This is a genomic window from Nonomuraea turcica (assembly GCF_030718205.1).
Classification (GTDB): domain Bacteria; phylum Actinomycetota; class Actinomycetes; order Streptosporangiales; family Streptosporangiaceae; genus Nonomuraea.
Window position 1 is genome coordinate 151,847 of the sequence record NZ_JAUZQF010000012.1, and the last position, 13,251, is coordinate 165,097.

Below are 13,251 nucleotides of genomic sequence, written 5' to 3' on the forward strand. Positions count from 1 at the left end.
GGGCTTCCCTTCAGGTGAGCAGGTCGGCCGCCCGCTCACCGATCATGATGCTGGCGGCGGCGGTGTTGCCCGCGGGGATGGACGGCATGATCGAGGCGTCGGCCACCCGGAGCCGGTCGATGCCGTGCACGCGCAGCGCCGGATCGACCACGGCCAGCGGGTCGCGTCCCATCCGGCAGGTGCCCACCGGATGCCACACGGTGGTCGCGGTGGAGCGGACGTAGGAGGCCAGGTCGGCCTCGCGCCCCGGTGCGCTCTCTCGGTCGTGGAAGGAGCCCAGCGCGCCGGTGTGCGCCAGCTCCCTGCACAGCTCGATCCCGCGCACCAGCGCCGCCAGATCGGCCTGCTCCTCCAGATAGCGGGGGTCGACCAGGGGCGGGTCCGCCGGGTCGCTCGAGCGAAGGGCCAGCGTCCCCCTGCTGCGCGGCCGGGCGAGCACCGGGGCGAAGGTGAAGACCGGGCCGTCCACGCGATACTCGTCGGCCACGAACTGCACCGGCCCGAACAGCAGCTGCAGGTCGGTGTCCTCCGGCGGGAACATCCCCACCTCGGCCAGGAGCTCCGGCAGCGGCAGCTCGGACCGCGCGCGGTAGGCCACGCCGAGGATGACGTGGTCGTGCAGGTTGGCGCCGACCCCGGGCAGGTCGGCGACGACCGGGATCGCGTGCTCGCGCAGAGCGGCGGCCGGGCCGATGCCGGACAGCTGCAGCAGCTTGGGCGTGGCCAGCGCGCCGCAGGAGACGATCACCTCGGTGCTCGCCTCGGCGCGGTGGACGGCGCCGTCGCGCACGTACGCGACGCCCGTCGCCGTCGTGCCGTCCATGAGCACGCGGGTGGCCGTCGCGCCGGTCACGACGGTGAGCCGGGGATGGCCGCGCAGGGGTTCGAGGTACGCGGACGCGGTGCTGGACCGCTGGTCGTCCTTGGTGCGGAAGGACTGGTAGGCGAACGCGCCCTCCTGCGCGGCGCCGTTGTAGTCCCAGTCCTCGCCCCCGGGGAAGCCCAGCTCGCGGGCCGCCTCGAGGAAGGCGCGCGACACCTCCGACATCGCCGACAGGCGGGCGACCTTGAGCGGACCACCCGCCCCGTGGTACGTCCCCGCGCCGTCCTCGTAGTCTTCGGCCCGCTTGAAGCACGGCAGCACCTGCTCGTACGCCCAGCCCTCGTTGCCCTGGGCGGCCCAGCCGTCGTAGTCGCGGCGGTTGCCCCGGACGTAGAGCATGGCGTTGACCGAGCTGCCGCCGCCCAGCACCTTGCCCTGCGGCAGCGGGATCGTCCGCCCGTTCAGCCCGGCCTGCGGGGCCGTGACGTGCGGCCAGGTGACGGCCGGGTCCTGCCACAGCGAGGCCATGCCCGGGATGCCGGTCTGGCGGATGGCCGGTAGATCGGCCTCGCCGCCGGCCTCCAGCAGGAGCACGCGTGCCGTGGTGCGCTCGACCAGCCGGGCGGCGACCACCGCGCCGGCCGCGCCGCCGCCCACGACGACGTAGTCGTGGCCGGACATCAGCGGCTCTCCGGTCCGATGACCCAGTGCTCGGTGACGACCATCCGGTGCAGGTACCGCGGCTCGGCCAGCTCCTCCATGTGGGCCTTGACCTTGGCGAACTCCGGCGAGGCGAGCGCCGCGGCCAGTGCGTCCCGGTCGTCGAACCACAGCAGGTGGGCGGCGTCGAGCACGGCCTCCCCGATGGCGTAGGCGCCGTCCTTGACGTGGCACTGGAGGTAGCGGCGCAGGCCCGGCACCTGCGCGACCAGCTCGGCGTGGGCGCCGAGGCTCGCGCTGCGGAAGTCCGGCAGGGGCAGCCCTTCCTTCCGCTTGGCCAGCACGATGAGCTTCACGCCCCCCTCGGGCGCGAGCTCGGGCGCCGCGACCAGCTCGTGCGCGTCCGTGTCGAGCACGACCGTGCGCCAGAACGCCGCCCAGCGCGGCTCGTCCATCCGGGCGCCGTCCAGGAACTCGGGCGTCTGCAGCGACTCCAGCTGCTCCTTCTCGTCGCGCAGCCAGATCTCCGCGACGCCGCTCCACAGCGGCTCGCCCTCGTCGGGCCAGAACGGGATCCTGGTGTCGATGAGGTACTTCCTGATCTGCGGGATCTTGCTGGCGTACCTGACGGCGTGCACGTTCAGCCAGTACTGCTGGAATTCCTCCTCCGTCATGCCCGGCTTGGGCGCGGCGAAGATGAGTTGATGGATCACGGTGTTCTCCTCCGTCACTCGGTGTGTTCGACGCTAAGAACGGGGGCCCGCGGCGAGAAGGGAGCACGGCGGCGTCGCGGTGACAAAGTCAAGTAGGGGGCGGCACTTGGCCAGGTGCCCCTACGGCAGGGAGACGGACTGGGCGTGCCGGAAGACCTCGCGCGGGTCGTACGCCGCCTTGACGCGCTGGAGCCGGGGGTAGTTGCCCTTGTAGTACAGCGTGTGCCAGGGCACGCCCGACCGGTTGAACGCGGGGTCGGTGATGTCGGGGTCCGGATTGTTGACGTAGCAGCCGTCGGCCTGGTCGCCGGGCACCGGGTAGCCGCCGGTGGCCGACCACACCGAGGCGTACAGGTCGCGGAGCCAGCCGATGTTGGCGGCGTCGGCGGCCGGATCCTGCCACTGGGTCTCGAACAGCGTCCAGAACGCGGCGTCGCGGTGCGCGAGCGCGGTCCGGGCGGGTGGGACGGCGTTGATCGCGCCGCCGCTGAACCCGGCCATCGTCACCGCGGCGGCCGGGTTGGTGAAGTCCGTGCGGGTGAGCGCGTCGTACATCGCGCCCGCCTGCTCGGCCGTGTACGAGCGGCGCAGGTATGCCGACTTGGACGAGCCGCGCAGGGTCGGGTTGATGAAGGACGGGATGCTGGCCGCGATCAGTTTGACCGCGCGCAGCCACGGGAGCCTCTGTGGCGGCTGGGCGGCCACGACCGCGTCGACGCCGAGTCCGGCGGTCAGGGCGCGGAGGTAGTCGCCGAGGAGCCCGCTCGCGCCGGAGGCGGTGGCGTCCACCTGGGTCAGCAGGAAGACGTTCCCGCTGGAGCGGTGCGCCAGCGAGGCGACGCCCGACAGGATCCTGGCCGGCGATGTGGGGGCCGCGTGCTGCTCGTACCAGGCACCCCAGTTGGTGACCAGCGTGGCGAACTTCGCGCGGTCCAGCGAGCTCCACGGGATGCCGACGGCGCTGAGCAGCACGTCCTTGGGCGGGTTGACGAGCAGGCGGCCCGGGTCGGCGCCGCTCGTGCCGGGGGTGCGGAACCAGAACCGGGTGACGACGCCGAAGTTGCCGCCGCCACCGCCGGCGCAGGCCCACCACAGGTCGTGGTGGGGGTCGGCCGGGTCCCTCGAGGCGAGCACGGCCCGCGCCCTGCCCGCGCGGTCCACGACCACGACCTCGACCGCCGCCAGATGGTCGATCACGGCCCCGAACTGCCGGGACAGGAAGCCGTAGCCGCCGCCGGTGGCGTGGCCGCCGATGCCGACCGTCGGGCACATGCCGCCGGGGATGGTCACGCCCCACTTCTTGTACAGCGTGTCGTAGACGCCTGACAGCCGGGCGCCGCCCTCGACCGCGAACGCGTTGCGCTGCGTGTCGAAGTACACCTCGTCCAGCCCGGACAGGTCGATGACGACGTCCACGTCGGCGTTGAAGACGAACGGGGCCAGGCAATGGCCGCCGGAGACCACCGAGATCCGCTTGCCCGCGTCCACCGCCTCCTGGACCGCGGCGACGACCTGGGCGGTCGAGCTGACCACCCGGACGTAGTCGGGGGAGCCGACCCAGCGCTGGTTGTAGCCGACGGTCAGCTCCTGGTAGCGGGGATCGCTGGGGTAGACGGTGACGGGGCCGGCGACCGGCCCAGTGATCGACGCCGCGGCGTGGGCGGGGGAGGCGGGCACCGCCCCCGCCCCCGCGACGAGCGCGGCGCCGCCCAGTAATCCTCGCCTTGACGGACCGTTCATGATCGTTTCCCTTCTAGGATTCGACGAGGCGCTGGCCCAGATAGCCGCCCGAGCCGGGTGCTCCGGGCAGCGCGTAGTAGAAGCCGCCGCCCTCCGGCCGGGTGAACGCCTCCATCGGCTCGCCCTTCAGCCGCTCCTGGGCCTGCAGGAAGTTGGCCAGCCTGCGCTGGTAGCTGACGAACACCAGCCCCTGGTCGAGCAGGGCGTCGGCGTCGAGCCCGCGCGCGTAGTTGAAGCCCTTGCGCAGCATGCCCTTGTCGGGTCCGGCGGTGCGCGGGTTGGCCAGCCGGATGTGGGAGTCGAGTGGGGTGCGCTCGCCGCCGGGGTCCTCGGCGTACCTCGGCACGTCGGTCTCCTTCTCGCCGTCCAGCGGCGCTCCCGACAGCTTGCGCCGCCCCATGACCCGTTCCTGGGCGTCGAGCGAGGTGCGGTCCCATTGCTCCACGAGGAGCCTGATCAGCCGGACGGCGACGTACGTGCCGCCCACGGCCCACTCCGGCTCGCCGTCGCCGGCCCCCACCCACACCACCTGGTCCATCAGCGCCGGGTCGGCCGCGTCGGGGTTGCCCGTGCCGTCCTTGAAGCCGAGCAGGTTCCGGTTGCCCGTGGCGCCGGCCGTGGCGACCGGATCCGGCCGGGCGAATCCGTCCTGCGACCAGGCGGGCGAGAGCGACCCGCCGGCGGCCCGCGTGAGCCGGCGCAGGGCGTGCACGCACACGTCCGGATGGTCTGCCTGGATCAGCACCAGCAGGTCCCCGTGAGTACGGGCGGGATCGAGCCGGTCGTTCGCCAGCACGCCCATCGGCACCAGCTCGGCCGGCCGGCGATCGGCCAGACCGTACCGCTCGTCGAACAGGGAGGCGCCGACGCTGAGCGTGACCAGCACCGGTTGTCTGCCCTGGCCGAGCAGGATCGCGCTGTCGGCGGGCGGTTGCCCGGCGGGGACGTCCTGGGGCCGGCGACCGGCCATCAGCGCGTCCATCTCGGCCGACAGCCTGCGTAACGTGCCGGCCAGCGCACGGCGGTCGCGATCGCGGCAGTGGAAGGCGGCCACCAGGGAGGCCAGGGCCGGTCCGGTGAGGATCCCCGGCTGATGGGCCGCCTTGAACGAGGCCGGGACGACCTGGCCGTTCCCGGGCGCGAGCGGGGCGGCGTCGTGCCGGGGCGACTCGCCGTCCGTGGCCGCCACCAGCCCCGCGCCGCCGGCCGCGCCCGCGGCCAGCCCCGCCCCCACACCCAGGAACGACCGCCGCGAAGGACCGCGCCCCCACTCGCCGTTCGCCCCTTCCGTACGGTTCTGAGGAGACATGTCGTATCCACTCCAGGTGATCGTCAGAACACCTTCATGGTGTCCCGGCCCCGGCGTGGACGGCGACGAAAAGAGCCGGACCCCGTTACTTCCGCGCGGCCGCCTCACGAAGAGCGCGGCCGACCTCACGAAGTACCGCCGCCGCGATCGAGCGCTCGCGCGTCCCTCCTAGCGGTCCCAGAGGGCGCTGATCGGCAGCGCGGTCAGCCGGTCGCCGAAGCACCGACATTTCACGGCTCTCCGAACCGACATAGTTGAGCCATTGGACCGACATTCCGCGGGGTCTTGGGCACCCGTCGTCGCCCCGCGAGACCGGCTTCGATCGCCCCGACCATACTGGCTCAGATGAAGGACGAGACGGTCACGACGGAGGACGGCGTAAGACTCTGGGCGGTGCAGAGCGGTCACGGCATCCCCGTGGTCTTCTGCCACGGCGCCCCCCGGCCTGTGGGACACCTTTGGTGACGCGGCCGGGCTCCTGGCCGACGTCGCCACCGCGTACCGCTGGGACCAGCGCGGCTGCGGCCGCTCCGAGCGGTGCGGCCCCTATTCGATGGCTCGAGCAGCGGCCGATCTCGACGCCGTCCGACGGCACTTCGGCCTGGAGTCGATGGTGGTGCTCGGCCACTCCTGGGGCGCCCAGCTGGCCCTGCGATACACGCTGGACCATCCCGATCGGGTCCGCGCCCTCGTCTACGTCTCCGGCACGGGCATCGACTCAAAGGCCGCCTGGCACGCGGAGTACGCCCGCAATCTCCGCAGCATGCTGGGAGAGCACGTGGACCGCTGGGAGGAGTTGCAGAAGCGTGATCGCGTGCCCGAGGAGGACCGGGAGTTCTCGGTGCTGCAATGGTCGGCCGACTTCGCCGACCGGGCGCGTGCGCTGGAGAACGCCGAGCGCATGGCGACGCCGTGGCTGGGGGTCAACTTCGAGTGCAACGCCACCATCAACGCTCAGGACAAGCGCGACTGGGGCACTTCCGAACTGCGGGCACGGTGTGAGACCCTCCAGGTCCCCACACTGATCGTCGACAGAGCCCAGGACATCCGGCCGCGCCGGTCGGTGGACTCCCTGGAACGGGCGCTGCCCCGCGTGTTTCGTGTGGTCCTTCCGCAGGCCGGTCACGTGCCCTGGGTCGATCGATGACCCAGATGGCTTCCGGTCGGCGGTGAGCGCGTTCCTGACGGACCAGGTGTGATGCGCGTGCGGCTCGCTCACTGACGGCGGTCGTACTCGCGGCGGGCCGCCGTGATGGCCGGTGCGGCTGACGGGCGCAGGCGGTGAGCGCCTCCAACGGCTCCCGCGCCGCGCCAGGCCGAGGCGTACGCGCTGGAACGGCGCGTCGCGTCCGTGACGGCCGTGCTCGATGACGTGGGCGCCGGCCGTGCCGCATTCTGGGGCTGCTCGCTGGGCGCCATGACCGGTTACGCGGTCGCCGCGCTGACGCCGGACCGCCTGACCTGCCTGGTGGCCGGCGCCTGGGATCCCATCGGCGGCTTCCATTCGGCCATCGAGCCCACGCTGCGGCAATTGGGCCGGCCCGCCGGCACCTACCCCTACACCCTGATCAAGCAGGGCGCTGCCACGGACCCTTACCAGGCCGCTCTGATCGGCTCCGGTGGCCTCGGCGCCTTCCGCACCAAGGCGTTCTCCCGCGAGCGTCTGCGATTCTCTGTGTTTGCCTCAGGATTTCTGGACATTCCGGGCGGGCGTGGCGCGTGGCGGGCCGTCTCCGTAAGCTCCGAGGGGGAGTACGGGAGTGGCTGCGACACGGTGGAAGCCGGTCCGGTGGTGAGGATCGCGTACAGGCCCTGTGCGTCCCGCTGGTGGGCGGGTCGTCTGGGGTGCCTGGCCCGCCGGACGCTGTCTCGCCCCGGGCGTGCCCGGTGCGGGGGCGGGCACCGTGCGCCGGTCGGGCACACGGCTGAACGTCTTGCGATGGGTCGTGGCAGAGCGGTTGGTCTGCCGTCGTTTGGGGGTCGGCCGGTCCTTGTTGCGGGACCGGGCCAGGGGACGTGGGTGCAGATCGGTGCGGGTGCGGCGGGCCCGCCGCGCCGCCCGGGTGGGCTTCTTCCTGCGGCGCGCGCGGGCCACGTTGCCTTCCACGATCGTGTGGATGGAGCGGACACCGGTGGCGGGGTCGGTGCGGGTGTGCTGCTGGGCGAGCAGGCCGCGGGCGGCGATCCGCTCGGCCGCGGCGTGATCTCGGTCGCACGACAGCCCGCAGGCGGGGCAGTAGGCCCATTTCCAGCCGCGCTCGGCCAGCCGGTCGGGTGCGGGAACGTGGCGTAGCACGCTGGCCCCTTCGCCGCAGCGGGGGCAGTAGCGGGAGGTGCCCCGGGCGGGCACCGTCACCACCGCTATGCTGTCCTTGGCGGCCAGATGCCGGATGGCCTCGATCACCACGCCGCGCACCTGCCCCGACAACGCCGCGTTACCGCGACGCACCCCACGCACCTCCAGCGTGGCCAGATCTTCTACATAGATCACACCGGCGCCGAGCGCGACCGCTTGGTCGACGGCCCACCTCGCCGCCGACCAGGCCAGCGCATGATCAAGCCTTCTGATCCGGGCGCACACCCGCTCGTGCTCGACCTGCAGCACCCGATACCGGCGCTGCAGCGCCACACGCGGAGCATCGGTGGCACTGCCACCGCAGGCATCACCGGTATCGCGGGTGTCGGTGGCGTCCAGCCCGGACAGCAGCGCCGCGCAGTGCTCGCGTTTGGCGGCCAGGTGTTCGCGCTGGCCGCGCAGCCGGTGCAGCTTGGCCGAGACCGCGGTGGCTTCGTAGCGCAGCATCCGCCCATCAGAGACCACCCGGCCATCGCACAGCCGGGCGATGGCACCCGTGAGCAGGGTGTTCAACCCCCAGTCCAGGCCCAGCGCCACGCTGTGGCCGGTGGCCGGGGCGGCCGGGACCGAGGTCCGGCCTCACGCAAGGGGATCGGCTGCTGTGCCAGGTCTGTGGCAGACCGGCCGCTGACCCGGAGAACGGCCTGATCTCTTGGGCGGTCACCAAGACCGTGTTCGAGCGCACGGGTCTGGACAGCGGCCGCACTAATGCGCCCCCGACCTGCTGGCGCTGCATCCCGAAGGCGCTCGAGGAATGTCCCATGCTGCGTGAGGACTTCGCGGTCTACACGGTGACCAGTGTCAGACCGTCCGGTGTGCTCGCTGACCTGTACCGGCCGGGCGTGCTGCGTGCACTGGAACCCAACGGGCACAACATTTTCGTTGCCTGGGATGACTTCCAGAACCACCCCTTCGCCCTGGCCGTCGCCCAAGTGGTCGAGCTGCGCGGGATGAAGCCGATCTCCCCTTAGGCAGCCCCCTATCCGGTTACGAGGCTGGCTGTGCTTCTGGCGCATGGTCCATAGAGGACCCCATCTGGTTCGCACAGCTCAGGCAGAGGAAACAGATCCCGCTCACGTCGGATGAGGACGGCCCTGGGGTTCGAGATCGTTGCCCGTCGTCCGCGTGGCATCAACGGGCCTGCGATCGCCGCTTGGCATTGGCCAACGACAGGGATTTGTCTCTACCGACCGGCTTATAGCCGTGCGGAACCCGGCCCAGGCTCGGGGGTCCGGGGGCGGGAGGCCCACCGGCAAGGGGGTCGGGGGAGCTGGGCTCCCCCGTGAGAGGAGCCCGGAGCTCAGTCGCGCGTAGCGCGTCCCCTGCGGAGGTCCATGCGGTTGGGCGGGGGATATGGGGATAAATCGGCCTATGGGAGGGCGAGCATGCGGTCCAGCGCGACCTTGGCCCAGTAAGTCGTGTCCTCGTCCACCGTGATCTGGTTGACGACCTCACCCAGGACCAGCGATTCCAGGGCCCACACCAGGTGCGGCAGGTCGATCCTGTTCATCGTGGAGCAGTAGCAGACCGTCCGGTCCAGGAACGAGACGTTCTTGTCGGGGAATCTCTGGGCCAGACGCTTCACCAGGTTCAGTTCCGTGCCGACCGCCCAGCTCGAGCCGGCGGGAGCCGCCTCCAGCTTTTTGATGATGTATTCCGTCGAGCCCACGTAGTCGGCCTTGAGTACGACGTCGTGGCGGCACTCCGGGTGCACGAGGACGTTCACGCCGGGGATGCGGGCGCGTACGTCGTCCACCGAGTCGGCCGTGAAGCGGCCGTGCACCGAGCAGTGGCCGCGCCACAGGATCATCCTGGCCCGCTCCAGCTGCTCCTGGGTGAGGCCGCCGTTCGGGCGGTGGGGGTTCCACACCACGCAGTCGTCCACGGACATGCCCATTTCCAGCACCGCCGTGTTCCGGCCCAGGTGCTGGTCGGGCAGGAACAGCACCTTCTGGCCCTGCTCGAACGCCCAGTCCAGGGCCCGGCGGGCGTTGGAGGAGGTGCAGACGGCGCCGCCGTTGCGGCCGCAGAAGGCCTTGATGTCGGCGCTGGAGTTCATGTATGTGACCGGGATCACCTGATCGGCCAGGCCGGCGTCCTCCAGGGCTTCCCAGCACTCCTCGACCTGGTCGAACGTGGCCATGTCGGCCATCGAGCACCCGGCCGCCATGTCCGGAAGTATTACCTTTTGGTCATCGCCGGTGAGGATGTCGGCCGACTCGGCCATGAAGTGCACGCCGCAGAAGACGATGTACTCCGCCTCCGGCCGTGCCGCGGCCTGCTGGGCGAGCTTGAACGAGTCGCCCGTCACATCGGCGAACTGGATGACCTCGTCGCGCTGGTAGTGGTGGCCGAGCACGAACAGGCGGTCGCCGAGCGCCTCCTTGGCCTTGCGGGCACGTTCCACCAGGCCGGGGTCGGAAGCGGGTGGCAGCTCGCCGGGGCAGTCGACCCCCTTCTCGCTGTGCGGATCGGCGCTCCGGCCGAGGACGAAGAGCGGCAGCCCAGTCTGGGTGGCCATCGCCATACCCCCTTATCGTCGAATTGACGATACTCATCATGACACACGGGCATCCATGGTTATTCCGGGGCCGGACGGTCGGCGGGCGGCCCGGGAATGTGTGGCATCGTCCAGGTGTTGGTAGCGTCATTGGTAGGACGTCGAAAACAGACAGCCGGGTTAGGGAGTCAGCAGATGACGGTTGAGAGCAGCGAGACCACGACGCAGGGTCTGATCCTGACTGACGCGGCCGCCGCCAAGGTCAAGAGCCTGCTGGAGCAGCAGGGTGAAGAGGGTCTGCAGCTGCGGGTCGCCGTGCAGCCCGGTGGTTGCTCCGGCCTGCGCTACCAGCTCTTCTTCGACGATCGTTCGATGGACGGCGACGTGGTGACGGACTTCGGCGGCGTCAGCGTGGTCACCGACCGGATGAGCGCTCCTTACCTGATGGGCGCCAGCATCGACTTCGTCGACACCATCGAGAAGCAGGGCTTCACCATCGACAACCCGAACGCCACCGGCTCCTGCGCCTGTGGCGACTCGTTCAACTAGTCGTCGGCAACTGGTCGAAGGTCGGCCGCGAGGTCCCGTCCGCCTTTGTGCGCGCGGGACCTTCGCGTATTCTCGTGGGGCTCATTGGCCTGCTGACAACGAGGAAGAAGAATCCCGTGCGCATCGCCGTCACCGGCTCCATCGCGACAGACCACCTGATGACCTTCCCAGGAAGCTTCGGCGATCAGCTCATCGCCGAGCAGCTCGACCGGGTGTCACTCTCGTTCCTGGTCGACGATCTGCAGATTCGTCGCGGCGGGTGCGCCGCGAACATCGCGTTCGGCATGGGCTGCCTCGGCCTCAAGCCGGTTCTCGTGGGAGCGGTCGGCAACGACTTCGCCGACTACCGGTCCTGGCTGGAGCGCCACGGCGTCGACTGCGGCTCCGTGCACATCTCCGAGACCCAGCACACCGCGCGTTTTCTGTGCACCACTGACGAGCACCACAACCAGATCGCCTCGTTCTACACCGGCGCGATGGCCGAGGCCCGGCTCATCGAGCTGCAGCCCGTCGCCGACCGCGTCGGCGGCCTCGACCTGGTGCTCATCAGCCCCAACGACCCCGACGCGATGTTGCGGCACACCGACGAGTGCCGCCAGCGCGGCATCCCCTTCGCCGCCGACATCTCCCAGCAGCTGGCCCGCATGGAGGACGAGCAGATCCGCCAGCTCGTCGACGGCGCCGCCTATCTCTTCTCCAACGATTACGAGAAGGGGCTCATCGAGCAGAAGACCGGCTGGTCGGATGAGGAGATCCTGGGCCGGGTCGGCGTGCGGGTCACCACGCTGGGGCCCAAGGGCGCCGTCATCGACCGCAAGGGCGAGCCGTCCATCCAGGTCGCGCCCGCTCCCGAGCTGGGCAAGGCCGACCCCACGGGCGTCGGTGACGCCTTCCGGGCCGGGTTCATGTCCGGGCTGGCCTGGGCACTGCCGCTGGAGCGGTGCGGGCAGATCGGCAACCTCACCGCCACGCACGTGCTGGAGCGGGTCGGCGGGCAGGAATACGAGCTCGGGCAGCAGGGCTTCCTGGAGCGGTTCACCGCTGCGTATGGCGCCGAGGCGGCCGCGGAGATCGCCGAGCACGTGCGCTGCTACCACCCCTGAGCCGACTCCGAGCTGCTGCTCTTGAGCCGACTCCAAGCTGCAACCACGCCTGAGCCGGCGCCAAGAGGCGCGCTTCAGACCGCCCCGTCCTCGGCCGACGTGCCGGGGCGGGGCCTCAGTAATTGCGTCTGACGTGGATGGCCCAGCCGCCCTCCGGCAACTCGTACGAGCCGACATGGCGATGCGACTTCAACCTGCACCACGCCGGCACGTCCGTATAGGCCGCCGGATCGTCGGCCAGCACGGCCACCACGGCGTTCAGCGGGACGTAGTTGATCTGTTCGGCGAGCATGATGATCGGGATCGGGCACTTCTTCCCGAGCGCGTCGATCGTCAAAGCCGGCTGAGTAACCTCGGTCATGCGACTCCTGCGTCCTGGCGGATGCGGCGCACCATCTCGGGCAGCACGGCGAGGAACCTGTCGACCTCCGCCGCGGAGACGCCCCTGGGCAGCGACACCCGGACATTCCCATGCGTCAGCACGCCCATCGCTTCAAGAACGTGCGATGGACGAAGCGTACTAGCGGTGCACGAACTTCCGGACGATACGGCGAATCCCGCCTTGTCCAGCTCGGTGAGCAGGGCCTCGCCGTCGACGTAGAGGCACGAGAAGGTCACGATGTGCGGCGCCCGCTCCTCGGGGTCGCCGATCACCTCCACATCCGGGACGATCTTCGGCACCGTCTCCCTGATCTTTCCGACGAGTTCGGAGATCCGCGCCTGCTCCTGCGCGGCCTCCGCGCTCATCGCGCGAAGGGCGGCCGCCGCGGCCACGATGCCGGGCACGTTCTCGAAGCCCGGCACCCGCCGCCGCTCCCGCTCGTCCTCCGGCAGGAACGAGCGGAACCGGGTGCCCTTGCGCACCACCAGCACGCCCACCCCGGCCGGGCCACCCCACTTGTGTGCGCTGGCGGTGAGCACCGCCCAGCCGGGCGGCATCGGCATCCGGCCGGCCGTCTGCGCCGCGTCCACCAGGAGCGGAACGCCGTGCGCCCGGCACGCCGCAGCCGCCTCCGCCACCGGCTGCAGGGTGCCGACCTCGTGGTTGGCCGTCTGCAGACAGGCCAGCGCGGTGCCGGGCCGCGCCACGGCCTCGGCGAACGCGTCGAGGTCCACCCGGCCGGTCAGATCCACTCCCACCGTCTCCACCGTGCCCCCGTCGCGTTCGTGCACGCCGCCGGCGTGCAGCACGCTGGAGTGCTCGACCGCGCTCGTCACCAGATGGCGCCCGGCCCTGCGCCTGCCGTGTAGGGTGCCGAGCACGCCGAGATGCACGGCCTGCGTGCCGGAAGAGGTGAACGACACCTCGTCCGGGCGCGCGCCGAGCGCCTCGGCCACCTCCGTGCGGGCCTGCTCGAGCAGCAGATGCGCACGGCGGGCCTGGCCATAGAGTCTCGCGGGATCGGCCCAGCCGACGTCGATCGCCGCCAGCAGCGCCTCACGCGCCTGCGGGTGGAGCGGCTCGCTCGAAGCCGCGTCGAAATACGCCACGAGACTC

Annotated in this window: 12 protein-coding genes; 4 read left to right on the plus strand and 8 right to left on the minus strand. The window is 70.9% G+C overall.

Going from position 1 to position 13,251, the window contains the following annotated elements; genetic code table 11:
• Window positions 1-10 precede the first annotated feature (10 nt).
• From Q9G87_RS30050 to Q9G87_RS30065, 4 genes are all read right to left on the minus strand, one after another.
• The gene (locus Q9G87_RS30050; protein ID WP_305919866.1) at window positions 11-1,504 is read right to left on the minus strand and encodes a GMC family oxidoreductase; all 1,494 of its coding nucleotides are present in this window, start codon (window positions 1,502-1,504) and stop codon (window positions 11-13) included.
• Window positions 1,504-2,196 (minus strand): EthD domain-containing protein, encoded by a 693-nt coding sequence (locus Q9G87_RS30055; protein ID WP_305919867.1) that lies wholly within the window; start codon window positions 2,194-2,196, stop codon window positions 1,504-1,506. Before Q9G87_RS30055 ends, Q9G87_RS30050 begins: the two co-directional genes overlap by 1 nt.
• A gap of 120 nt (window positions 2,197-2,316) precedes the next feature.
• On the minus strand, window positions 2,317-3,936 hold the full coding sequence (locus Q9G87_RS30060) for an FAD-binding oxidoreductase (RefSeq protein WP_305919868.1): 1,620 nt from the start codon (window positions 3,934-3,936) through the stop codon (window positions 2,317-2,319).
• 13 nt (window positions 3,937-3,949) lie between these two features.
• Entirely contained in the window at window positions 3,950-5,245 is a 1,296-nt protein-coding gene (locus Q9G87_RS30065) for a Dyp-type peroxidase (protein ID WP_305919869.1), read from the minus strand.
• Window positions 5,246-5,690: 445 nt separating this feature from the next.
• Between Q9G87_RS30065 and Q9G87_RS30070 the strand changes: the two genes are divergently transcribed.
• Complete coding sequence (locus Q9G87_RS30070) at window positions 5,691-6,392, plus strand: alpha/beta fold hydrolase (protein WP_305920062.1); 702 nt, start codon at window positions 5,691-5,693, stop codon at window positions 6,390-6,392.
• 537 nt (window positions 6,393-6,929) lie between these two features.
• On the opposite strand, the gene Q9G87_RS30075 is transcribed toward Q9G87_RS30070, so the two are convergent.
• Window positions 6,930-8,138, minus strand: a complete 1,209-nt coding sequence (locus tag Q9G87_RS30075) for a zinc ribbon domain-containing protein (RefSeq protein WP_305919870.1) — start codon at window positions 8,136-8,138, stop codon at window positions 6,930-6,932.
• A 224-nt stretch (window positions 8,139-8,362) separates the two neighbouring features.
• Between Q9G87_RS30075 and Q9G87_RS30080 the strand changes: the two genes are divergently transcribed.
• Window positions 8,363-8,572, plus strand: a complete 210-nt coding sequence (locus Q9G87_RS30080; protein WP_305919871.1) for a hypothetical protein — start codon at window positions 8,363-8,365, stop codon at window positions 8,570-8,572.
• Between the two features lie 398 nt (window positions 8,573-8,970).
• Here Q9G87_RS30080 and nadA read toward each other — a convergent pair whose 3' ends face one another.
• Window positions 8,971-10,128: a quinolinate synthase NadA gene (gene nadA, locus Q9G87_RS30085; RefSeq protein ID WP_305919872.1), complete on the minus strand. Its 1,158-nt coding sequence runs from the start codon at window positions 10,126-10,128 to the stop codon at window positions 8,971-8,973.
• Window positions 10,129-10,296: 168 nt separating this feature from the next.
• On the opposite strand from nadA, the gene erpA reads away from it, so the two are divergent.
• Together erpA and Q9G87_RS30095 are read left to right on the plus strand one after the other, a co-directional pair.
• Window positions 10,297-10,650: an iron-sulfur cluster insertion protein ErpA gene (erpA, locus tag Q9G87_RS30090; protein WP_049566397.1), complete on the plus strand. Its 354-nt coding sequence runs from the start codon at window positions 10,297-10,299 to the stop codon at window positions 10,648-10,650.
• A gap of 116 nt (window positions 10,651-10,766) precedes the next feature.
• Complete coding sequence (locus Q9G87_RS30095; protein WP_305919873.1) at window positions 10,767-11,753, plus strand: carbohydrate kinase family protein; 987 nt, start codon at window positions 10,767-10,769, stop codon at window positions 11,751-11,753.
• 115 nt (window positions 11,754-11,868) lie between these two features.
• On the opposite strand, the gene Q9G87_RS30100 is transcribed toward Q9G87_RS30095, so the two are convergent.
• Together Q9G87_RS30100 and Q9G87_RS30105 are read right to left on the minus strand one after the other, a co-directional pair.
• Window positions 11,869-12,114 carry a sulfurtransferase TusA family protein gene (locus tag Q9G87_RS30100; RefSeq protein WP_043638353.1) on the minus strand — a complete coding sequence of 82 codons (246 nt, stop codon included), beginning with the start codon at window positions 12,112-12,114 and terminating at the stop codon, window positions 11,869-11,871.
• Window positions 12,111-13,244 carry a cysteine desulfurase family protein gene (locus tag Q9G87_RS30105; protein ID WP_371825850.1) on the minus strand — a complete coding sequence of 378 codons (1,134 nt, stop codon included), beginning with the start codon at window positions 13,242-13,244 and terminating at the stop codon, window positions 12,111-12,113. Before Q9G87_RS30105 ends, Q9G87_RS30100 begins: the two co-directional genes overlap by 4 nt.
• Window positions 13,245-13,251 lie beyond the last annotated feature (7 nt).

Coding starts and splice junctions, on each gene's coding strand:
- erpA (WP_049566397.1), top strand. CDS start 10,297: ATGACGGTTGAGAGCAGCGAGACCACGACGCAGGGTCTGATCCTGACT.
- Q9G87_RS30065 (WP_305919869.1), bottom strand. CDS start 5,245: ATGTCTCCTCAGAACCGTACGGAAGGGGCGAACGGCGAGTGGGGGCGC.
- Q9G87_RS30060 (WP_305919868.1), bottom strand. CDS start 3,936: ATGAACGGTCCGTCAAGGCGAGGATTACTGGGCGGCGCCGCGCTCGTC.
- Q9G87_RS30080 (WP_305919871.1), top strand. CDS start 8,363: ATGCTGCGTGAGGACTTCGCGGTCTACACGGTGACCAGTGTCAGACCG.
- Q9G87_RS30050 (WP_305919866.1), bottom strand. CDS start 1,504: ATGTCCGGCCACGACTACGTCGTCGTGGGCGGCGGCGCGGCCGGCGCG.
- Q9G87_RS30100 (WP_043638353.1), bottom strand. CDS start 12,114: ATGACCGAGGTTACTCAGCCGGCTTTGACGATCGACGCGCTCGGGAAG.
- nadA (WP_305919872.1), bottom strand. CDS start 10,128: ATGGCGATGGCCACCCAGACTGGGCTGCCGCTCTTCGTCCTCGGCCGG.